The organism is Herbaspirillum sp., from assembly GCF_035644555.1.
Classification (GTDB): Bacteria; Pseudomonadota; Gammaproteobacteria; order Burkholderiales; family Burkholderiaceae_D; genus Herbaspirillum.
Genome location: NZ_DASQOH010000071.1, coordinates 66763 through 86806, shown reverse-complemented (window position 1 = coordinate 86806; position 20044 = coordinate 66763). Strand labels below are relative to the sequence as shown.

The following is a 20044-nucleotide window of genomic DNA, read 5'->3' as shown; positions in this document are numbered from 1 at the left end:
GTGGATCAACGTTTCATGAAATCGGGGCTGCCCAGGATCAGCGCGGTGCGCTGGTTCGCCGGCGCGGCATCGATGCGGGCGGCAGCCTGAGGCGTGATGGCCGGGCCCAGTGTGCGCAGCAGTTGTTGCGGGTCGGGCGGCCGGGCCTCGCTGTCCGAAGGCTGCGGTGCACCTTCCACACGCGCGATCGGCGACTTGCCACCGGCCAGACTGCCGGCGAAGTTGATCCGGCGCAGCAAGGCATCCGGATTGAGCCAGGCGGCCTGCGAATACTTGTAACCCTCCGGCGTCAGCCAGCCATACAGCGGCATGCCGAACTGCGCCAGTGCACCGCTGACCGGCTTGCCGTTGCGCACGGGGATGTCACTTGCACGCAGGGCCGACACCACGAATTGATAGGGGGTCTTGAATTGCGTCTGGTAATTGCTGCGTGCCCAGAATTGCGGGCTGTCGAACAGTTTCTGCAAGACTGCGCGGATATCGCCGCGGGTCGCGAGGAAGGTCTGCGAGAGCTGCCTTACCAACGCCGGATCGGGCTGGTCGGACACGAAATACTGCGCCAGCTGGGTAGCGATGAAGCGCGCGGTCGCCGGTTGGCTGGCCAAGATGTCCAGCGCAGCCTCGCCTTCCTGGTAGCCGCTGGCGGCCAGCGGCTTGCCCAGCAAGACCTTGGGTCCGCTATCGTGACGCTGGGCGGCGAAGGAGAAGGGCGCGGCACCAGCCTTCATGGCGTTGACGTCGATGGTCCAGCCCGAGAGGATGCGTGCCAGCGAGATGACGTCGGCCTGCTGGTAACCACCCTCCACGCCCAGGGTGTGCAATTCCATCAGCTCGCGTGCGTAATTCTCGTTGAGCCCCTTGAAGCGGCCCTTCGCGCCGGGCGTGCCGGCGCCGCTGGAGAGCCAGTTGTCGAGGTAGTACAGCATCGCCGGGTGGTGCGCCACCGCACCCAGCAGGTCGCGGAAGTGGCCCAGCGCGTAGGGACGGATGGCATTCTTTTCATAGTCGCCGACCCAGTAGCGTACCCAGTCCTTGCCTTCGAAGACGTTGAAGTGATTGGCCCAGAATTCGGTCATCACCTCTTCCAGCTGGCGCGGGCTCTCGGTGGCCTGCAGCAGCCGCGCCATGTGGAACTGCGGCGTCAGCTCGCGCGGCGCCCGCTGGCGCGCGGCCTGCTGTTCTTCCTTGCTGGCGTTGCGGTCGAAGGAGGGCGGGCCATAGGTGACGAACAATTGCGAGGCGCTCATCTGCAGGCCCGGAAGAGCGTCCAGGCGCGCCTGCAGGTCGTCCGGCAGGGCGATGCGTTCGGGATGCAGCTGCTGTGCGATGTAGGCCGGCACACCCATGCGCTCGACCTGTTCCAGATCACCCGGGCGGGGGCCGTAGGCCAGCCGGTTCAGCACGTGCAGCGCGCGTTCCTGCGGCGACAGCGCAGTATCAGCGCCTGCGCTGGCGGCGTGGGCCAGGCTGCATGACAGGTAGGCCAGCATCAGCAGGGCCTGCGAATGGCGTAGCGGGCGCATGAATGGGCCTCGTGGTATCGAAATTTGTGGAGAAATTCCTGTTGCAGTATGCGCAAAGGCCTTGTTGACGGCTGTAAGAAAGTGTAATGGCCCGCGTACGCGCGGCGTATTCACCGAGGCTGGATTCTGCCCCGGATGGGGGCCGCAGCGCACCTGGCGAGCGCGCACGGTGGTTGTGATGCTTGGCGAGTTTTGCGATGGCAGAAAGCAGGTCCGGCGCGGATCGCCCGGTTTTTGCGCATTGGGCGCGTTTTTCAGACGATTCTTATGCGCCGTAGGGCGACAACTCCACCACAATAGCGCCTTCGATACCGGGACGGAATTGGCTTGCCGGCATGCGGCCCACCCATCACAATGACGCCCCGCCCGGCCAGCCGCGCTGCCAGGGCGCTGGCGCGTGGGCGGGTTGGGCGCACAGCAGGCGGCAATGAGAGAGGACAGAGGGCAAGGATGACATGGACACTGGCGTCGGCGATGCGCATCGCCCTGCTTGACGACCACGCGGTGGTCCGTTACGGCCTGGCCAAGCGACTGGCCGAGGAGCCTGATTTCGAAGTGGTCGGCGCCTTCGCGACCAGCAAGGAGCTGATGACCGCATTGCGCGCTTCGCCGGCCGACTTGTTGCTGATCGATTATTCGCTGGGCAGCAACGACATCGATGGCCTGAACCTGATCCGCGCGCTGCGGGTGCGCTTCCCGCGCAGCAAGATCCTGGTGACGTCGGCCCACAGCAGCGCGGCCACCGTGGCCATGGCGATGAAGGCCGGGGCCCGCGGTTTCGTGGGCAAGTCGCAAGAACTGGACGAACTGATCCAGGCCATCCGTACCATCGGCCTGGGGCGCGAATACCACAATGCCGCCATGACCCGCGAACTGGCGGCCATGCAGCAGGTGGCGGACCCCGCCGTGCGGGGCAAGACCGAAGCGCGGCCGGCGCGCCGTGCCCGCACGTCGCCACCTTCCTCGGATTCCCTGTCGGACATGCCCAACCTGTCGCCGCGCGAACGCGAAGTCTTGCGCTGCTGCCTGGATGGCCTGTCCGTGACCGACATTGCCGACAAGTTCGCGCGCAGTGTGAAGACCATCAGCGGCCAGAAGCAATCGGCCTTCCGCAAGCTGGGCGTACGCAGCGATAACGAACTGTTCAAGATCGAATACCAGATCAAGGACCTGTAGAGCGCCACGAAGGGATAGCAATGATGAAGCACAGTAGGCCGCGGGTGCTGCTCGTCGATGATTCGGCGACGATCCGTTATGCCATGCAAAGCCGGCTGCAGCGGCTGGGTTGCGAGGTGGACAGCGTGGCCGAAGGCCGTGCGGCGCTGGCGGCGATCCAGGCCCGGCGCTACGGGCTGGTGTTGCTGGACTGCTTCCTGCCGGACATCCTGGGCCAGGAAGTGGCGCGCGAAGTGCGACTGCTGGAGCAGGCCCGGCCGGAACGGCCCTACACCCCGCTGATCGGCATTTCGGCCGAGGCCGATCCGGGCCACGTGCAGCGCTGCCTGGAGTGCGGCATGGATGGCATGCTCGACAAGCCGCTGCAGACCCAGGCCATTCGTCGTCTGCTTGCACTGTGGTGTGATCACGAGCTGGGCGAGGAGGCCGCATCCGGCAGCGCCGGCGAGGCCCACGAGCAGGATCTGGCACGGCTGTTCGTCAGCACTTCCCGGCATGATCTGGACGCCATGCAGCAGGCCCGCGAGGCCGGCGACCTGGCGCAGATGGGCCGGCTCACGCATCGCATGAAGGGCGCCGCGCTGACCATGGGCAGAAACGAGATCGTGGCCCTGCTGGAATGCGTGGAGGAAGCCCTGCGCGGCGGGCCCGGCGCCACCGATGCCCTCGGTCTGCTGCTGCAGTCACTGGGCAACGCCCTGCAGGCGAGCAGCCAGCCAGTCTGACGCTGACCGGCTGGACCTCAGGCGCCCACCCAGGGCAGTCCTGCGTGGCACCAGCCTTCCACGGTCTTGCGGTGTCCGGCTGCATCTTTGTTGCCCTCGAAGCCTTCCAGGATATCGAAACACCGGGTATAGCCCTGTTCCGTAGCCAGCTTGGCCGCATGCTTGGAGCGCACGCCCGAGCGGCACAGGAACAGCAGCACGTCGTCTGGCAATGTCACTTCCTTCAACTGCAGCAGGAATTCCGGATTGGGTCTGCCTTCCGGATACAGATTCCATTGCACGGCCAGGTGCTGCGCCGCCGGGATCTGCACCGTGCCGATCCAGTCACGCTCGGCGCGGGTGCGCACATCCACCAGCTTCACGGACGGGTCGGCCTGGATCAGGGCCAGCGCTTCCTGCGGCGTCACGGCCCCGGCATAGGGCAGTTGGCCTTCGCGGGCACGTTGCTGGGCGGTATCGAGAATGTCTTGGAGTTTCATGGCAATCGGTCTCTGGAAGTTGGGAGGAACGGCAAGCCGGTCATCAGGACCACGGAAACGAAAGCTGATGCACCGGGTTAGCAAGGATGAGCTGATCGGAAAGACCTGATTCTAAACAATATCAACGTGTCGGCAATTTCCCGGCCTGCAATTCCTGCGGATGCCGGTCGGCCCGGGCCCATGCCCCAGGACGGAGCACGCACCATATTCGTGCAAAACAAGGATGTACTCGCCATGATGCACTTATATTGTGCATTAAACAGATTTTGCACCGCGATGATGCGTGTGCGGGGTCTTCTTGCACCGTGGGGAACGGCCGCTGAGCCGCGTCCTCCCTAAAATATTCCATTATCGGGGTAGGCCAAAGGTTGGTGGCATGGAATCTGCTATCATCCGCGACTGAGTTCGGCGCAAGACCGTTGTATCAAATGCAAAGATCCAGTCGCAGAAAACGGCTCACACCCCAATTTATACTACTTCCTCGTTTTAGGAGATTCGCATGGCAAGGACGGCCGCAGAGGTTTTGAAGATGGTGAAGGACAACGAAGTCAAGTTTGTTGACTTCCGTTTCGCTGACACCCGTGGCAAGGAACAGCACGTTTCCGTGCCTGTTTCGCATTTCGACATCGACAAGTTCGAATCCGGTCACGCCTTCGACGGTTCGTCGATCGCCGGCTGGAAGGGTATCGAAGCCTCCGACATGCTGCTGATTCCGGACCCGAACACCGCCAACATCGACCCGTTCATGGAAGAGACCACCCTCTTCATGCAATGTGACGTGATCGAGCCGTCCGACGGCAAGGGCTACGACCGTGATCCGCGCTCCATCGCCAAGCGCGCTGAAGCCTACCTGAAGTCCTCCGGCCTGGGCGACACCGCCTACTTCGGTCCGGAACCCGAATTCTTCATCTTCGACGGCGTGCGTTGGGGTGCTGACATGTCCGGTTCCTTCGTCAAGATCGACTCCGAAGAAGCTTCCTGGAGCACCGGCGCCAAGATCGAAGGCGGCAACTCCGGCCACCGTCCGACCGTCAAGGGCGGCTACTTCCCGGTTCCCCCGGTCGACAGCTTCCAGGACATGCGTTCGGAAATGTCCCTGATCCTGGAATCCCTGGGCATCCCCGTCGAAGTGCACCACCACGAAGTGGCTGGCGCTGGCCAGAACGAACTGGGCACCAAGTTCTCGACCCTGGTCGAGCGCGCTGACTGGACCCAGACCCTGAAGTACGTGATCTGGAACGTCGCCCACACCTACGGCAAGACCGCTACCTTCATGCCCAAGCCCCTGGTCGGCGACAACGGCTCCGGCATGCACGTGCACCAATCCGTCTGGAAGGATGGCAAGAACCTGTTCGCAGGCGACGGCTACGCCGGCCTGTCGGAATTCGCGCTGTACTACATCGGCGGCATCATCAAGCACGCCAAGGCTCTGAACGCGATCACCAACCCCGGCACCAACTCGTACAAGCGTCTGGTCCCCGGCTTCGAAGCCCCGGTCAAGCTGGCCTACTCGGCCCGTAACCGCTCGGCCTCGATCCGTATCCCCCACGTCGCCAACCCGAAGGGCCGTCGTATCGAAACCCGCTTCCCGGATCCTCTGGCCAACCCGTACCTGTGCTTCTCGGCTCTGCTGATGGCCGGTCTGGATGGCGTGCAGAACAAGATCCACCCGGGCGAAGCTGCGACCAAGGACCTGTACCACCTGCCGCCGGAAGAAGACAAGCTGATCCCGACCGTCTGCGCCTCGCTGGACGAAGCGCTGGAACACCTGGACAAGGATCGCGAGTTCCTGACCCGTGGTGGCGTGTTCACCGACAGCATGATCGATGCCTACATCGAGCTGAAGATGCAGGAAGTCCAACGCTTCCGCATGACCACGCACCCGATCGAATTCGACATGTACTACTCGCTGTAATCGAATCCGCATCCGGAGAAAAAGGGGAAGCTTGCTTCCCCTTTTTTTTTATGCGCAGCGGCGCGGCCCATGGCAGGGAAGCGCGCCCGAAAATTGCTAGACACACTGGTCAATGACTGCACTAGCCCGAGCAAGACGACATGACCCCTGGCATCACGAATCCTCCCATGAAGACACCTCTTCCTTCCCTCGATGGTCTGGACCTGCTGGCCTCGGCCGTCATCATCCTGGACGCTGCCGGCGGCATCGTCTACGCCAACGCTGCCGCCGAGAACCTGCTGGAGAGTTCCTTCAAGGTGCTCTCGCAGCAGAAGCTCTCCGAGCTCTTCCTCAATGGCAAGGAGCTGACCGCGCTGTTCTACCAGGCCATCGAACACCAGTTCGCCGACAAGCGCCTGGACCTGGTGCTGGAACGCTCCAACCGCGAACCGCTGCAGGTGCATACCATCGTCACACCGCTGGACAGCCCGGCCATGCCCGTCCTGCTGGAGCTGCGCGAGAACGTCCAGCAACTCAAGCTGGACCGTGAAGAGCGCATGTTCGACCAGAGCCAGGCCAACAAGGAACTGATCCGCAACCTGGCCCACGAGATCAAGAACCCGCTGGGCGGCATCCGTGGCGCAGCCCAGTTGCTGGAGCTGGAACTGCCCGAGCGCCACCTCAAGGAATTGCGCGAATACACCCAGGTCATCATCAAGGAAGCCGACCGCCTGCAGACCCTGGTCGATCGCCTGCTGGCACCGCACCGTCATCCCCACATCGTGGGCGACGTCAACATCCACGAAGTGTGCGAGCGCGTGCGCAGCCTGGTGATGGCCGAGTTCCCGCAGGGGCTGACCATCAAGCGCGACTATGATCTTTCCATCCCCGAATTCCGCGGCGACAAGGAACAGCTGATCCAGGCGGTATTGAACATCGTCCACAACGCGGCCCAGGCCCTGGCCGACCGCATCCGTGCCGGTGACGCCGAACTGATCCTGCGCACCCGCGTTTCCCGCCAGGTGACGCTATCCAAGGTCAGATACCGGCTGGCACTAGACTTGCATATCATCGATAACGGTCCGGGTATTCCGCCAGACATCCAGGAAAGAATCTTCTATCCCCTGGTGTCGGGTCGGGAGGGTGGTAGCGGACTGGGGCTGACCCTGGCGCAGACCTTCGTGCATCAGCACATGGGCGTGATCGAATGCGACAGCCGGCCGGGTTGTACCGATTTCAGAATACTTATACCGCTGCCGTGAGCCCATGGCCGCAGGCGGCGCGCCAAAGCCGGAATGACGGAAGGCATCCCGTCATCATGGGGGCTGTGGCACGGCGCCAGAAGCGTCGTGGCCGCGGGAGCATTAACAGCATGACCAACGCAGGAAGAAGTTATTTATGAAACCGATCTGGATTGTTGACGACGACGAATCGATACGCTGGGTGCTGGAGAAGGCACTGGCCCGAGAAAATCTCGCCACGCAGAGTTTTTCCAGCGCACGCGATGCCATGGCGGCCCTGCAGAACGGCACGCCGCAAGTGCTGGTTTCCGACATCCGCATGCCCGGCGCCTCCGGGCTGGAACTGCTGCAGACCGTCAAGGCCAAGCACCCCGGCATTCCGGTGATCATCATCACCGCCTTCTCGGACCTGGACTCGGCCGTCTCGGCCTTCCAGGGCGGCGCCTTCGAATACCTGGCCAAGCCCTTCGACGTCGACAAGGCGGTCGAACTGATCCGTCGCGCCCTGGATGAAAGCCTGCGCGAAACCGATATCGAGCAAGGTGCCGCACAGACCCCCGAAATCCTCGGCCAGGCGCCTGCGATGCAGGACGTTTTCCGCGCCATCGGGCGCCTGTCGCAATCGAACGTGACGGTGTTGATCACCGGTGAGTCCGGCTCCGGCAAGGAACTGGTGGCACGCGCCCTGCACAAGCACAGCCCGCGCGCCAGCCAGCCCTTCGTGGCATTGAACACGGCCGCTATCCCGAAGGACCTGCTGGAATCCGAACTGTTCGGCCATGAACGCGGCGCCTTCACCGGCGCGCAAGCCATGCGCCGTGGCCGCTTCGAGCAGGCCGAGGGCGGCACCCTGTTCCTCGATGAAATCGGCGACATGCCGCTGGACCTGCAGACGCGCCTGTTGCGCGTGCTCTCCGACGGCCACTTCTATCGCGTCGGCGGCCATCAATCGCTCAAGGCCAACGTGCGCGTCATCGCCGCCACCCACCAGAACCTGGAACACCGGGTGCGCGAAGGCCTGTTCCGCGAGGACTTGTACCACCGCCTCAACGTCATCCGTCTGCGCCTGCCCAGCCTGCGCGAGCGCAGCGAAGACATTCCCATCCTGGCGCGCTACTTCCTCACCCAGAGCGCCCGCCAGCTGGGCGTGGAAGCCAAGCGCCTGTCACCGCAGGCCATGCAGTTCCTGTCGCAACTGGAATTCCCCGGCAACGTGCGCCAGCTGGAAAACCTGTGCAACTGGATCACCGTCATGGCCCCCGGCCAGACCGTGGAAATCAAGGACCTGCCGCAGGACCTGGTGGAAGAACGCGTGCATGCACCGCAACCGGCGCAGATCGTGGCGGCACCGGCCTCGGCTGCCGGAGCGCCTGCACCGCTGGCCCAGCCCGAGCTGTCGGCAGGCGCGGTATCGGCTGAAGCCGTCGCCGGCAACTGGATCTCGCTGCTGGAAACCGAAGCCGCGCAGATGCTGGCCTCGGAGCAGCCGGAGGTGATGGATATCCTCGGCCGCCAGTTCGAAGCCGCGCTGATCAAGATCGCCCTCAAGCACACCCACGGCCGCAAGAACGACGCCGCCGTGCGCCTGGGCATCGGCCGCAACACCATCACCCGCAAGATCCAGGAGCTGGGTATTGGCGGTGCCGAGGACGATTGACCGGCTAGCGCCGGATCACATCTGATCCAACTCGAGTCAAGCAGGGGAGGCCTGCCCGCGTGCCGCCGCGTGGGCAGGAGCAACAAGGGGAAGAGGCGGCGGCAAACAAAAAAGGAAATGGCCTGGATCTCGCGATCCAGGCCATTTTTATTTTCTCCCGCCACACTGACGGGGGAAACGATTTATATCATTTACGCGATTCGCCGTTTAGCGCAGCTTCAGCACGAAGCGCGCCGCCGCCGAAGCGATCAGGCTCAGCACCGCGCCGAAGATGACGAAGTAGCTCACCGACAGTTTGTTGCCGGTGAAGTCGATCAGCCAGGTGATGATCAGGCCGGCGAAGCCACCGAAGATGGTCACCGCGATGTTATAGGCCAGCGACATGCCGGTGCCGCGCGTGGCCACCGGGAAGATGTCGGCCAGCAGGGCCGGCATGGCGGCGAAGTACATGGTCATGAGCACGCCGATCACGGTCTGCAGCAACAGCAGCTGCAGGAAGCCCGGCGAATTGGTCAGGAACACGAACATCGGATAGGTCAGCACGATGTACAGGGCGCTGCTGACGATCATGAAGGGGGTGCGGCCGATCTTGTCGGAGGCTGCGCCCACCAGCGGCGAGCCGATGAACATGATCAGGCCGGCCACCGACATCGCGGCGAACGACGACCATGCCGGCAGGCCCAGCTGCTTGACCGCGTAGGTCGGGATGTACAGCGACAGGTAGACCGAGACGGTAGCCATGATGACGCTGCCCGAACCGATCAGCAGGCGCAGCTTCTGGCTGGCGAAGGTATCGCGCAGGGGCGCATTGGTCTTTTCGCTGGACTCCTTGAATTCCGGTGCTTCATCCAGGTGACGACGGATGTAGATGCCGGCCGGTGCGATCAGCAGGCCGAAGAAGAACGGCACGCGCCAGCCCCAGGAAGCCAGTTGCTCGGGCGTGAGCATGTTGTTGAGCACGGCGCCGAAGATCGCCGCCAGCAACAGGCTGATGCCCTGGCTGGCTACCTGCCAGCTGGAGAAATAACCACGGCGATGCGGTGCGTGTTCCACCAGGAAGGCGGTGGAGCTACCGAACTCGCCACCGGCCGAGAAGCCCTGGATCATCTTGCCCAGTGCAATGCCGGCCGGTGCCAGCAGGCCGATGCTGGCATAGCTGGGCATGAAGGCGATCATGGCGGTGCCGATGGTCATGAGCATGATCGACAGCATCAGTGCCGCCTTGCGGCCGGCGCGGTCGGAATAGGCGCCCAGCACCACCGCGCCCAGCGGTCGCATGAAGAAGGACACGCCGAAGGTGGCGAAGGTCAGCAGCAGCGAGACGTTATCGTCGCCGGTGGGGAAGAACTGCTTGGCGATGACCACGGCGAAGGCGCCGTAGATCAGGATGTCGAACCATTCGAGCGCATTGCCGATGGAAGACGAGATGATCGCGCGCCGCGCCTGCGGGTGCGTGGTGGCGGCGCCGGGCGCCGTGGTGTTGCTGGTCATGGAGACTCCCTGATGGATGGCTGTGTGGATGGAGGAGCAGCGCGCCGGTGTCGCCCGGGCGGGGCGGACGATGGCCCTGGTTGATTGATGGTTATAGGCTCCCTGTTGCGCTCATGGGCGGCTGGGGCCGGCCTTGGGCGTTACAGCGGGCGAGCATAGGCGGCGCAGTGCGGGGCTGTCAAGGCGCGCTGCGGTGGATTATCAGGACGCAGGAAGCCTGTCGCATCGGGTAAATGATTTACACCCGATGGCTCATTGCTGAGTTTCGTCGACCGCATCCGATAACTGCTTCAGGCGGCGCCACAGGGTGGTCCGGCTCATCCCCAGATGGCGTGCGGCGGCAGCGCGATTGCCGCGATAGCGGCGCAGCACGGCCTGGATCTGCGCATCGTCAGGCGCGGCCGTGATGACATCTGGCTCCTGCACGGTCGCGCTGGCCATGCTGGTGTGCTGCCCCAGTTCCGGTGCGACCCGCAGGATCAGGGCCGGCGTCAGCGCCTGCAGCGGTTCGGCCGCCAGGAACAGGGCCAGCCGTTCCATCAGGTTGCGCAGTTCGCGCACATTGCCCGGCCAGCCGTAGGCGCGCAGCAGTGGCGAGCAGCGCAGGATTTCCGCCGACAGGTTGGCGTGCGGCCGCGTATCCAGCGCCGCCAGCGCATGCTTGAGATGCCACTCGGCCAGTGCCGGCACGTCCTCGCTGCGCGCACGCAGCGGCGGCAGGGGCAGGCGCAGCACGCTGAGCCGGTAATACAGGTCGGCCCGGAAACGGCCCTCGCGCACCCTGGCCTCCAGGTCGCAATGGGTGGCGCTGATGATGCGCACCTGCACCGGGATCGGCCGCGTGCCACCGACGCGCACCACCTCGCGCTCTTCCAGCACGCGCAGCAGGCGGGTCTGCAGGGGCAGCGGCATCTCGCCGATTTCATCCAGCAGCAGCGTGCCGCGATGGGCCGCCTCGAACACGCCGGCGCGGCCGCCCCGGCGCGAACCGGTGAAAGCGCCTTCTTCATAGCCGAACAGTTCGGACTCCAGCAGCGACTCCGCCAGCGCACCGCAATTGATGGCCACGAAGGGATGGCTTGCGTGGGTCTTGCCCTGCATCAGCGGATGGGCGCGATGGATGGCTTGCGCCGCCAGCTCCTTGCCGGTGCCGGTCTCGCCCTGGATCAGTACGCTGGCCGGTGAGCGGGCAAACAGCGTGATCGATTGCCGTACCGCTTCCATGGCCGCCGAGTCGCCGCGCAGGTCCTTCAGGTGATGACGTGCGCGCAGGCTGTCGGCCACCGGCAGGAGCGCGCCACGCGTGCTCTCCAGTTGCGTCAGGCGCGCCAGTTCCAGTGCATCCTCGAAGGCCTGGCGTACCGTGGCCGAGGAATACAGGAAGATGCCGTGCATGCCGGCCTCTTCGGCCAGGTCGGTGATGAGGCCGGCACCCACCACGGCCTCGATGCCACCGGCCTTCAATTCATTGACCACGGCCCGCGCATCTTCCTCGGTGGCATAGGTACGCTGGGCGATGTCCATGCCGAACATCTGCTGGAACTCGGTCAGCGCCGGCATCTCTTCCTGATAGCTGACCAGGCCGATACGCGTGGTGATCTGGCGCGCCCGTGCCAGCGCCTGCATCACGTCGAAGCCGCTGGCACGCGCCACCACCACCGGCACCGGCAGCCGGCTCTTGAGATAGGCGCCGTTGGAGCCGGCCGAGATGACCACGTCACAGCGCTGCGTGGCCAGGCGCTCGCGGATCTCGCGCACGGCCTCATCGAACCCCAGATGGATGGGTTCGATGTCGGCCAGGGCGTCGAACTCCAGCGTGATGTCACGGAACAGCTCCGACAGGCGCGATACCGAGGCGGTCCAGATCACGGGTTTGTCGGCGTGGCGGTCGGTGGGGGCAGGGCGTTTCATGGGCGTGGCGTGGGGGAGGCTGAAGGTGACTGATGGCGGCTGGAGAGGCTTAAAGCCAGCCAGGAAGAAACGTTCACCATGTTTCAGTGAAACGTCAGTGTAACACTGATGAAACTGGGTGGCACGGCTCCGGGGCCCCCTTCTGGTCCACCTGTTGCGGTGGCAAGCCAGGCAGGTTTTGTCCGCAAGTCATTGATCTGGAAGGAAGTTTCATACAAGCCCCAAACAGGCCGCCCAGGTTTTGCAGGATGTTGCAGTGCGATGGCACGGCCGTTGCAATAAGGCCCTCCATAGTCCGCCACATCCAGCAACCCTTACAGAAGGTGTCCATCATGGCTCTCCACTCCGCAGGCGCAGCGTTCCGCCAGGCCGTCCAGGAAGAATCTCCCTTGCAAGTCATCGGCGCGATCAACGCCAATCACGCCCTGCTGGCCAAGCGCGCCGGCTTCCGTGCCATCTACCTGTCCGGCGGCGGCGTCGCGGCCGGTTCCCTGGGCTTGCCCGACCTCGGCATTTCCAATCTGGACGACGTGCTCACCGACGTGCGCCGCATCACCGACGTGTGCGACCTGCCGCTGCTGGTGGATGTCGATACCGGCTTCGGCGCCTCGGCCTTCAACGTGGCCCGCACCGTGAAGTCGATGATCAAGTTCGGTGCCGCCGCCATGCACATCGAAGACCAGGTCGGCGCCAAGCGCTGCGGTCACCGTCCCGGCAAGGAAATCGTCAGCAAGCAGGAAATGGTGGACCGCATCAAGGCTGCCGTGGATGCCCGTACCGATGAGAACTTCGTCATCATGGCGCGTACCGATGCACTGGCCGTGGAAGGCCTGGAGGCCGCCGTGGAGCGCGCCGTGGCCTGCGTCGAGGCCGGCGCCGACATGATCTTCCCGGAAGCCATCACCGACCTGGGCATGTACAAGCAGTTCGCCAATGCGGTGAAGGTGCCGATCCTGGCCAACATCACCGAATTCGGCTCGACCCCGCTGTTCACCGTGGACGAACTCAAGGGCGCCGACGTCGGCCTGGTGCTCTATCCGCTGTCGGCCTTCCGCGCCATGAACAAGGCGGCCGAAAACGTCTATCAGGCGATCCGCCGCGACGGTACCCAGAAGAACGTGGTCGATACCATGCAGACCCGCATGGAACTGTACGACCGCATCGACTACCACAGCTACGAGCAGCGCCTGGATGCGCTGTTTGCCCAGCAGAAGAACAAGTAATCCCTTCCGACAATTCAGTTTCACCGAACACGCTACGAGGAGAACACGATGAGCGAACAACAAGCCGCAGGTTTCAAGCCCAAGAAGTCCGTTGCCCTCTCCGGCGTCACCGCCGGCAACACCGCCCTGTGTACCGTCGGCAAGACCGGCAATGACCTGCACTATCGCGGCTACGACATCCTGGACGTGGCCGACAGCTGCGAGTTCGAAGAGATCGCCCACCTGCTGGTGCATGGCAAGCTGCCCACCAGCGCCGAACTGCGCGCCTACAAGGCCAAGCTCAAGGCCCTGCGCGGCCTGCCGGCCAACGTCAAGGCGGCGCTGGAGTGGCTGCCTGCGGCCTCGCATCCGATGGATGTGATGCGTACCGGCGTCTCGGCCCTGGGTTGCGTGCTGCCGGAGAAGGATGACCACAACACCCCCGGCGCGCGTGACATCGCCGACCGCCTGATGGCCTCGCTGGGTTCCATGCTGCTGTACTGGTACCACTACAGCCACAACGGCAACCGCATCGAAGTGGAAACCGATGATGATTCCATCGGCGCCCACTTCCTGCACCTGCTGCACGGCGAGAAGCCCTCCGAGTCCTGGGAAAAGGCCATGCACACCTCGCTGATCCTGTATGCGGAGCACGAGTTCAATGCCTCCACCTTCACCGGTCGCGTCATCGCCGGTACCGGCTCGGACATGTACTCAGCCATCACCGGCGCCATCGGCGCGCTGCGCGGCCCCAAGCACGGTGGTGCCAACGAGGTGGCCTTCGAGATCCAGAAGCGCTACGACAATCCGGATGAAGCCGAAGCCGACATCCGCCGTCGCGTCGAGAACAAGGAAGTGGTGATCGGTTTCGGTCACCCGGTCTACACCATCTCCGACCCGCGCAACAAGGTCATCAAGGAAGTGGCGCGCAAGCTCTCCAAGGAAGCCGGCTCGACCAAGATGTTCGACATCGCCGAACGCCTGGAAACGGTCATGTGGGACATCAAGAAGATGTTCCCCAACCTGGACTGGTTCTCGGCCGTGTCGTATCACATGATGGGCGTGCCCACCGCGATGTTCACGCCGCTGTTCGTCATCGCCCGCACCTCGGGCTGGGCCGCGCACATCATCGAGCAGCGCATCGACAACAAGATCATCCGCCCGTCGGCCAACTATGTCGGCCCGGAAGATCTGAAGTTCGTGCCCATCGGCAAGCGCAAGTAAGGCGAGCGGGCAGCAGGGTAGGGGAAGGGCGCAAGGGAGGCGTGCAGCAATGCAGTCGATGGAAGCGACGGCCAGCGCGAGCGGGCGGCGCCTTCCGGATTTGTAACAAGCGTTACATGTGGTCGAGTCCGGTGCAATTACTTGCTAAGATGCGGTCGGGCCGTTTTCGGCTCGTTTCAGGCCCATCTCCGCCCCCGACTCTCCATGGATCATCCGATGATTGCTGCCATCGCTTCCCGTCGTTTTTTCAAGCAGGTCTGCCTGTGCGCGGCCGCCAGTTCCGTGCTGGCCGCCTGTTCCTCCAACACCCCGGTGCCGGTCAGCGACACCAAACCGGTCTTGCCGCAGTTGCTGCAATCGCCGGCTGCGACCCAGCCCAGCTGGGCCACCCAGTTGAAGACCGGCGCCTTCAGCTGCGAGATGGGCAACAAGGTCGAGATCCGCATGGATGGCCGCGTGACCGATGGCGTGACCCTGGTGTGGAAGGGCAGCAGCTACATGATGAACCCGGTCAGCACCTCGACCGGTGCAGTGCGCCTGGAGAACAAGGGCGAAGGCCTGGTGTGGATCCAGATTCCGTCGAAGTCCATGCTGCTCAATTCCAAGATCGGGCAGCAGCTCGCCAACGATTGCCGCACGCGCTGATTGCATCCTCTATGCAGCGTGCCGTGGCGATGAGCTGACCGCGGCGCGTTTCTCCCTCCTCCTTCGTTTCCTCTTCTTCTGGCATGTCGCCGGTCTCGCACCGGTGACATCGCTTCCGCTTTTTTCGTCGCCGCGCTTGATCTGCATCAGCCGCAAAGCGGCGCCGGCTGGGCGAATTCAGCCACCCGTAAGCTTCAGGTGCAAGACTGGTTCCAACGTCGCATGAAGGCCATGTAACAGCGCCGCACCGACCATCGACCCGCAGACCACGCATGTCCAGGGCGACCACAGTTTTCCAATACGAAAGACATGAGGAGACGTCATGCAATACGAGGATTTCTATCGCCGCTCCATCGAGCATCCCGACACCTATTGGGCCGAAGAAGCACAACGCATCCACTGGGAGGAGCCCTTCACCCGCACCCTGGATTATTCGCGCGCGCCCTTTGCGCGCTGGTTCATCGGCGGCAAGACCAATCTCTGCTACAACGCCGTCGATCGTCACCTGGCCGAACGCGCCTCGCAAGCCGCGCTGATCGCCATCTCCACCGAGACCAACAGCGAGCGCGTCTATGACTTCGCCGAACTGCATCGCGAGGTCCAGGCCATGGCCGCCACCATGCTGGCCCTGGGCGTACAGCGCGGCGACCGGGTGCTGATCTACATGCCCATGATCGCCGAGGCGGTGTTCGCCATGCTGGCCTGCGCCCGCATCGGCGCGGTGCATTCGGTGGTGTTCGGCGGCTTTGCGTCCAACAGCCTGGCCTCGCGCATCGATGACGCGCAGCCGCGCCTGATCGTCTCGGCCGATGCCGGCTCGCGCGGTGGCAAGGTGATTCCCTACAAGGGCCTGCTGGACGATGCCATCCAGTTGGCCCAGCACAAGCCGCAGCGTGTGCTGCTGGTCGATCGCGGCCTGGCGCCGATGGCGCGCACGCCTGAGCGCGATGTCGACTTTGCCGGCCTGCGCGCACAGTACCTGGACCAGCCGGTCCCGGTGAGCTGGCTGGAGTCCAATGAGACCAGCTACGTGCTCTACACATCCGGCACCACCGGCAAGCCCAAGGGCGTGCAGCGCGACGTCGGCGGCTATGCGGTGGCGCTGGCCTCGTCCATGCAGCACATCTTCTGTGGCAAGCCGGGCGAGACCTATTTCTGCACCTCCGACATCGGCTGGGTGGTGGGCCACTCCTACATCGTCTATGGCCCGCTGATCGCCGGCATGGCTACCGTGCTGTACGAAGGCCTGCCGATCCGGCCTGACGCCGGCATCTGGTGGAGCATCGTCGAGAAGTACAAGGTGACCCGCATGTTCTCCGCACCGACGGCCATCCGCGTGCTCAAGAAACAGCCGGCTGAATGCATGGAGCGCTACGACACCTCTTCGCTCAAGGCACTCTACCTGGCCGGCGAACCGCTGGACGAGACCACATCCAGCTGGATCTCCGGTGCGTTGAAAGTGCCGGTGATCGACAACTACTGGCAGACCGAATCGGGCTGGCCCATCATCTCGATCGCCAAGGGCATCAGCGACAAGCCGACCCGCCTGGGCAGTCCCGGCGTGCCCATGCCGGGCTACCGCCTGGCCATCCTCGACGAGGCCAGCGGCGAGCCCTGCGCGGCCGGCCAGAAGGGGGTGGTCGCCATCGAAGGCCCGCTGCCGCCGGGTTGCATGCAGACCGTGTATGGCGACGACGCGCGCTTCGTCAACACCTACTGGCGCAGCCTGCCGCGCGAGGTCTACTCCACCTTCGACTGGGGCATCCGGGATGAGGATGGCTATTACTTCATCCTCGGCCGTACCGACGACGTCATCAACGTCGCCGGCCACCGCCTGGGGACCCGCGAAATCGAGGAGAGCATCTCCAGCCATCCCAATGTCTCCGAAGTGGCCGTGGTCGGCGTCGAAGACAAGCTGAAGGGGCAGGTGGCGATAGCCTTCGCCATCGCCAAACAGGCCGACGCGATTGCCACCCCGGAGCAGAGGAAGGCGCTGGAAGCCGAGATCATGGGTGTGGTCGACAAGCAGATTGGCGCGGTCGGCCGTCCGGCACGGGTGTTCTTCGTCACCGGCCTGCCCAAGACGCGCTCCGGCAAGCTGCTGCGACGGGCCATCCAGTCCATCTGCGAAGGTCGTGACCCGGGCGACCTGCCCACCATCGAGGACCCGGCAGCGCTGGAGCAGGTGCGGCTGGCGCTGCGCGACTGATCCCTGCCATCAAGCGGCGGCCGATACCGGACCTGGCCGCCGCTGATGCCGTAATTTGGTTACACTGGCAACTTCATCCCATCGTCCCTCTTCAAAGCTTCCGGTCATGCATCCCTCAATCCGCCCGGCCACTGCCGCCGACGCCGCTGCCATCTGTGGCATCTACAACCACTACGTCGACACCACCGTCATCAGCTTCGAGACCGAAGCCGTGACGGTCGAAGGCATGACCGCCCGCATTGCGGAGGTGCAGTCGCAGTTTCCCTGGCTGGTGTTCGAACAGGAGGGGGAGGTGCTGGGCTATGCCTACGCCAGCAAATGGAAGCCGCGCGCGGCCTACCAGCGCTCGGTGGAAAGCTCGGTCTACCTGCGTCACGACGCCGGCGGACGCGGCATCGGCAAGCTGCTGTACGCTGAGCTGTTCGCGCAGTTGAAACCCCTGGGCGTGCATCTGGTCATCGGTGGCATCGCCCAGCCCAATGCGGCCAGCGTGGCCCTGCACGAGAGCCTGGGCTTCGTGAAATGCGGCGTCTTCAGCGAGGTCGGCTACAAGATGGGACGCTGGATCGACGTCGGTTACTGGCAGCTCAAATTGCAAGAGGCCCAATGATGAGATCGACCCGCGCCGCCAGCGCCATCGAGCGCCTGAACAACCGCACCGAATCGCGCGAGTATTCCATGCTGCGCACCTCCGATGAACGCTTCATCCTGACCCGCCGCGTGGCCGGCCAGCCGCTGGAAAAGCTCAACGAAGCAATGGAACTGGACGACTTCGTCAGCTTCGTCAACGCCCAGGGGCCGCAAAAGGCCAAGCGCGTCAGCAAGCTCGATGTACAGTTCGAAAAGAACATGCGCAACAAGAAAGAACAAACGCCACCCTGAGGTGGCGTCCATCGATACTGGCTGGCCCGTGGGCGGCGTCAGTCGGCCAGGGTGGCAATCACCGGCGCATGGTCGGAAGGCTGTTCCCACTTGCGCGGCACCTTGTCGATGACGCAGGCGGTACAACGCGGCACCAGCTCTTCGGACAGCAGGATGTGGTCGATGCGCAGGCCACGATTGAGGCGGAAACCCATCTGCCGGTAATCCCACCAGCTATACATCTTCTCCGGCTGTTCGAACAGCCGGTAGGAGTCGGTCAGGCCCAGCGCCTGCAGCTTGCGGAAGGCCTCGCGCTCCGGCTCCGACACCAGCACCTGACCTTGCCAGGCCACCGGATCGTGCACATCGCGGTCTTCGGGCGCGATGTTGTAGTCGCCCAGCAGGGCCAGGCGCGGGTTCTTCGCCTTCTCCTGCGCCAGCCACTCGTGCAGCGCCGCCAGCCAGTTCAGCTTGTAGGGATACTTTTCGGACTCCAGCGACTGCCCGTTGGGAATATAGGCGCAGACATAGCGCACGCCCTCGATGGTGGCGGCGATGATGCGCTGCTGCTCGTCGGGGAACAGCGGGTTGTTCTTGACCACGTCATTCATCGGATGGCGCGACAGGATGGCCACGCCGTTATAGGTCTTCTGACCCGAGAACTCGACCAGATAACCGGCGGCCGCAATCTCGGCGGCGGGAAACTTGTCGTCGGTGAGCTTGGTTTCCTGCAGGCAGAGCACGTCGACCGGATTTTCTTCCAGCCATTTCAGGACCTGCGGCAGGCGGACCTTGAGGGAGTTGACGTTCCAGGTGGCGATTTTCATGAGTGTGCGCAATCCTTGTGTAGTGCGGGTGTGCGCCGCAAGCATGGCAATCGTGGGACGATTGCCGGATCACCACAGGGAGATGCATGCCGGCGCAACAATGAGCGTGGACGGCACTATAGCACCAGCGACCAGGCTTGGTTGCTTCCGCATGGAGTGCAGAGAGTGTGAGGGCTCATTTCCCGCCGAGATCCTGTACACCGATGACGTCTCCCGACGTGACAAGGGGAACGCCCTTGCGGACGTTCCCCTCGCGATTGCCTTCGATCAAACCGACGCGATTACGCCGGCATCATCTGCGCGCTGGTCATCTGCGCGCCCTCGTCACCGGCTTTGCGGCGGCGACGGTAGGCGGCGAAGCCGATCAGGCCCAGGCCGCCGATCATCATGGCGGTGGTCGAGGCCTCCGGCACCGGTGCCACGCTGATGTTGCCGGCAAAGCTGCCGCCCGCCGAACCCAGCACGGTGCCGGCCACCGACAGGGTGTACAGACCGCTGGTCAGACCGTTGGTGCGCAGGCTGAAGGTCTGCAGGTCACCGCTGGAGAGTTGGGTGCCGGTGTAGGTCTGGCCATTGCCGCTCAGTGTGAAGCTACTGATGCCCACGCGGGAGAGACCATCCAGTGCGATCGAGACCAGGGCGGACGACACCGCAGTGCCAGCACCGCCGACGTTGAAGGTGAAGTTTTCCAGGAAGGTCTGACCCGTGGTGCCATCGCCATAGCGGGCATTGAAGGTCGACGTGGCGTCGGTCCAGACCAGTTCGCGCGTACGTTCCATATCGGCCGCGCTGGCCGAGGAAGCCATGGCGACGAATGCGGACGCGATCAGGAAACTGCTCAACAGTTTTTTCATTTCGTACCTCTTTCCAGTTCGATTGATTGGTTGATTGCGAAAGCACTGCAAGGGGGATTTTCGCGACGACGGTTTTTCTTGTTGATGTTGGCGAGGTCGTCGCTGGGGGCGTCCCTGTTTTTGAT

17 protein-coding genes are annotated in these 20044 nt (G+C 63.8%); 11 read left to right on the top strand and 6 right to left on the bottom strand.

Annotated elements, in window-relative coordinates; genetic code table 11:
* Positions 1–5 precede the first annotated feature (5 nt).
* Positions 6–1523 carry a DUF1800 domain-containing protein gene (locus VE092_RS20280; protein ID WP_324879777.1) on the bottom strand — a complete coding sequence of 506 codons (1518 nt, stop codon included), beginning with the start codon at positions 1521–1523 and terminating at the stop codon, positions 6–8.
* Positions 1524–1973: 450 nt separating this feature from the next.
* Here VE092_RS20280 and VE092_RS20275 point away from each other — a divergent pair, with 450 nt between their 5' ends.
* Both VE092_RS20275 and VE092_RS20270 read left to right on the top strand, forming a co-directional pair.
* Positions 1974–2699, top strand: coding sequence for a response regulator transcription factor (locus VE092_RS20275; protein ID WP_324879776.1), 726 nt, complete (start codon positions 1974–1976; stop codon positions 2697–2699).
* Positions 2700–2719: 20 nt separating this feature from the next.
* Entirely contained in the window at positions 2720–3424 is a 705-nt protein-coding gene (locus VE092_RS20270; protein WP_324879775.1) for an Hpt domain-containing response regulator, read from the top strand.
* Between the two features lie 17 nt (positions 3425–3441).
* On the opposite strand, the gene VE092_RS20265 is transcribed toward VE092_RS20270, so the two are convergent.
* Positions 3442–3903, bottom strand: a complete 462-nt coding sequence (locus VE092_RS20265; protein WP_324879774.1) for a rhodanese-like domain-containing protein — start codon at positions 3901–3903, stop codon at positions 3442–3444.
* Between the two features lie 499 nt (positions 3904–4402).
* Here VE092_RS20265 and glnA point away from each other — a divergent pair, with 499 nt between their 5' ends.
* The 3 genes from glnA (at position 4403) to ntrC (ending at position 8695) form a co-directional block, all read left to right on the top strand.
* Positions 4403–5818, top strand: a complete 1416-nt coding sequence (gene glnA / locus VE092_RS20260) for a type I glutamate--ammonia ligase (protein ID WP_034331334.1) — start codon at positions 4403–4405, stop codon at positions 5816–5818.
* A gap of 167 nt (positions 5819–5985) precedes the next feature.
* A complete protein-coding gene (gene glnL, locus VE092_RS20255) occupies positions 5986–7059 on the top strand; it encodes a nitrogen regulation protein NR(II) (RefSeq protein WP_324879773.1) in 1074 nt (357 codons plus the stop codon).
* A gap of 136 nt (positions 7060–7195) precedes the next feature.
* Entirely contained in the window at positions 7196–8695 is a 1500-nt protein-coding gene (ntrC, locus tag VE092_RS20250; protein WP_324879772.1) for a nitrogen regulation protein NR(I), read from the top strand.
* A gap of 207 nt (positions 8696–8902) precedes the next feature.
* Here ntrC and VE092_RS20245 read toward each other — a convergent pair whose 3' ends face one another.
* Both VE092_RS20245 and prpR read right to left on the bottom strand, forming a co-directional pair.
* Positions 8903–10186 carry an MFS transporter gene (locus VE092_RS20245; RefSeq protein WP_324879771.1) on the bottom strand — a complete coding sequence of 428 codons (1284 nt, stop codon included), beginning with the start codon at positions 10184–10186 and terminating at the stop codon, positions 8903–8905.
* A 252-nt stretch (positions 10187–10438) separates the two neighbouring features.
* Complete coding sequence (gene prpR, locus VE092_RS20240; protein ID WP_324879770.1) at positions 10439–12097, bottom strand: propionate catabolism operon regulatory protein PrpR; 1659 nt, start codon at positions 12095–12097, stop codon at positions 10439–10441.
* A 332-nt stretch (positions 12098–12429) separates the two neighbouring features.
* On the opposite strand from prpR, the gene prpB reads away from it, so the two are divergent.
* From prpB to VE092_RS20210, 6 genes are all read left to right on the top strand, one after another.
* Positions 12430–13320 (top strand): methylisocitrate lyase, encoded by an 891-nt coding sequence (gene prpB, locus VE092_RS20235; RefSeq protein WP_006712799.1) that lies wholly within the window; start codon positions 12430–12432, stop codon positions 13318–13320.
* A gap of 48 nt (positions 13321–13368) precedes the next feature.
* Positions 13369–14523: a bifunctional 2-methylcitrate synthase/citrate synthase gene (gene prpC, locus VE092_RS20230; protein WP_324879769.1), complete on the top strand. Its 1155-nt coding sequence runs from the start codon at positions 13369–13371 to the stop codon at positions 14521–14523.
* A 216-nt stretch (positions 14524–14739) separates the two neighbouring features.
* Positions 14740–15168 carry a hypothetical protein gene (locus VE092_RS20225; protein WP_324879768.1) on the top strand — a complete coding sequence of 143 codons (429 nt, stop codon included), beginning with the start codon at positions 14740–14742 and terminating at the stop codon, positions 15166–15168.
* Between the two features lie 322 nt (positions 15169–15490).
* Complete coding sequence (locus tag VE092_RS20220) at positions 15491–17377, top strand: propionate--CoA ligase (RefSeq protein WP_324879767.1); 1887 nt, start codon at positions 15491–15493, stop codon at positions 17375–17377.
* Positions 17378–17483: 106 nt separating this feature from the next.
* On the top strand, positions 17484–17987 hold the full coding sequence (locus tag VE092_RS20215) for an arsinothricin resistance N-acetyltransferase ArsN1 family B (protein ID WP_324879766.1): 504 nt from the start codon (positions 17484–17486) through the stop codon (positions 17985–17987).
* Positions 17987–18259, top strand: coding sequence for a hypothetical protein (locus tag VE092_RS20210; protein ID WP_006712789.1), 273 nt, complete (start codon positions 17987–17989; stop codon positions 18257–18259). Before VE092_RS20215 ends, VE092_RS20210 begins: the two co-directional genes overlap by 1 nt.
* Positions 18260–18297: 38 nt before the next feature.
* Here VE092_RS20210 and xth read toward each other — a convergent pair whose 3' ends face one another.
* Both xth and VE092_RS20200 read right to left on the bottom strand, forming a co-directional pair.
* Entirely contained in the window at positions 18298–19065 is a 768-nt protein-coding gene (gene xth, locus VE092_RS20205) for an exodeoxyribonuclease III (RefSeq protein WP_013235065.1), read from the bottom strand.
* Positions 19066–19346: 281 nt separating this feature from the next.
* Positions 19347–19919, bottom strand: a complete 573-nt coding sequence (locus VE092_RS20200; RefSeq protein ID WP_324879765.1) for an FxDxF family PEP-CTERM protein — start codon at positions 19917–19919, stop codon at positions 19347–19349.
* Positions 19920–20044: the final 125 nt, after the last annotated feature.

What these genes read in the sequence shown, in the direction of transcription:
- VE092_RS20280 (WP_324879777.1), bottom strand. Translation starts at nt 1,523, where the DNA reads ATGCGCCCGCTACGCCATTCGCAGGCCCTGCTGATGCTGGCCTACCTG.
- VE092_RS20275 (WP_324879776.1), top strand. Translation starts at nt 1,974, where the DNA reads ATGACATGGACACTGGCGTCGGCGATGCGCATCGCCCTGCTTGACGAC.
- VE092_RS20270 (WP_324879775.1), top strand. Translation starts at nt 2,720, where the DNA reads ATGATGAAGCACAGTAGGCCGCGGGTGCTGCTCGTCGATGATTCGGCG.
- VE092_RS20265 (WP_324879774.1), bottom strand. Translation starts at nt 3,903, where the DNA reads ATGAAACTCCAAGACATTCTCGATACCGCCCAGCAACGTGCCCGCGAA.
- glnA (WP_034331334.1), top strand. Translation starts at nt 4,403, where the DNA reads ATGGCAAGGACGGCCGCAGAGGTTTTGAAGATGGTGAAGGACAACGAA.
- glnL (WP_324879773.1), top strand. Translation starts at nt 5,986, where the DNA reads ATGAAGACACCTCTTCCTTCCCTCGATGGTCTGGACCTGCTGGCCTCG.
- ntrC (WP_324879772.1), top strand. Translation starts at nt 7,196, where the DNA reads ATGAAACCGATCTGGATTGTTGACGACGACGAATCGATACGCTGGGTG.
- VE092_RS20245 (WP_324879771.1), bottom strand. Translation starts at nt 10,186, where the DNA reads ATGACCAGCAACACCACGGCGCCCGGCGCCGCCACCACGCACCCGCAG.
- prpR (WP_324879770.1), bottom strand. Translation starts at nt 12,097, where the DNA reads ATGAAACGCCCTGCCCCCACCGACCGCCACGCCGACAAACCCGTGATC.
- prpB (WP_006712799.1), top strand. Translation starts at nt 12,430, where the DNA reads ATGGCTCTCCACTCCGCAGGCGCAGCGTTCCGCCAGGCCGTCCAGGAA.
- prpC (WP_324879769.1), top strand. Translation starts at nt 13,369, where the DNA reads ATGAGCGAACAACAAGCCGCAGGTTTCAAGCCCAAGAAGTCCGTTGCC.
- VE092_RS20225 (WP_324879768.1), top strand. Translation starts at nt 14,740, where the DNA reads ATGATTGCTGCCATCGCTTCCCGTCGTTTTTTCAAGCAGGTCTGCCTG.
- VE092_RS20220 (WP_324879767.1), top strand. Translation starts at nt 15,491, where the DNA reads ATGCAATACGAGGATTTCTATCGCCGCTCCATCGAGCATCCCGACACC.
- VE092_RS20215 (WP_324879766.1), top strand. Translation starts at nt 17,484, where the DNA reads ATGCATCCCTCAATCCGCCCGGCCACTGCCGCCGACGCCGCTGCCATC.
- VE092_RS20210 (WP_006712789.1), top strand. Translation starts at nt 17,987, where the DNA reads ATGAGATCGACCCGCGCCGCCAGCGCCATCGAGCGCCTGAACAACCGC.
- xth (WP_013235065.1), bottom strand. Translation starts at nt 19,065, where the DNA reads ATGAAAATCGCCACCTGGAACGTCAACTCCCTCAAGGTCCGCCTGCCG.
- VE092_RS20200 (WP_324879765.1), bottom strand. Translation starts at nt 19,919, where the DNA reads ATGAAAAAACTGTTGAGCAGTTTCCTGATCGCGTCCGCATTCGTCGCC.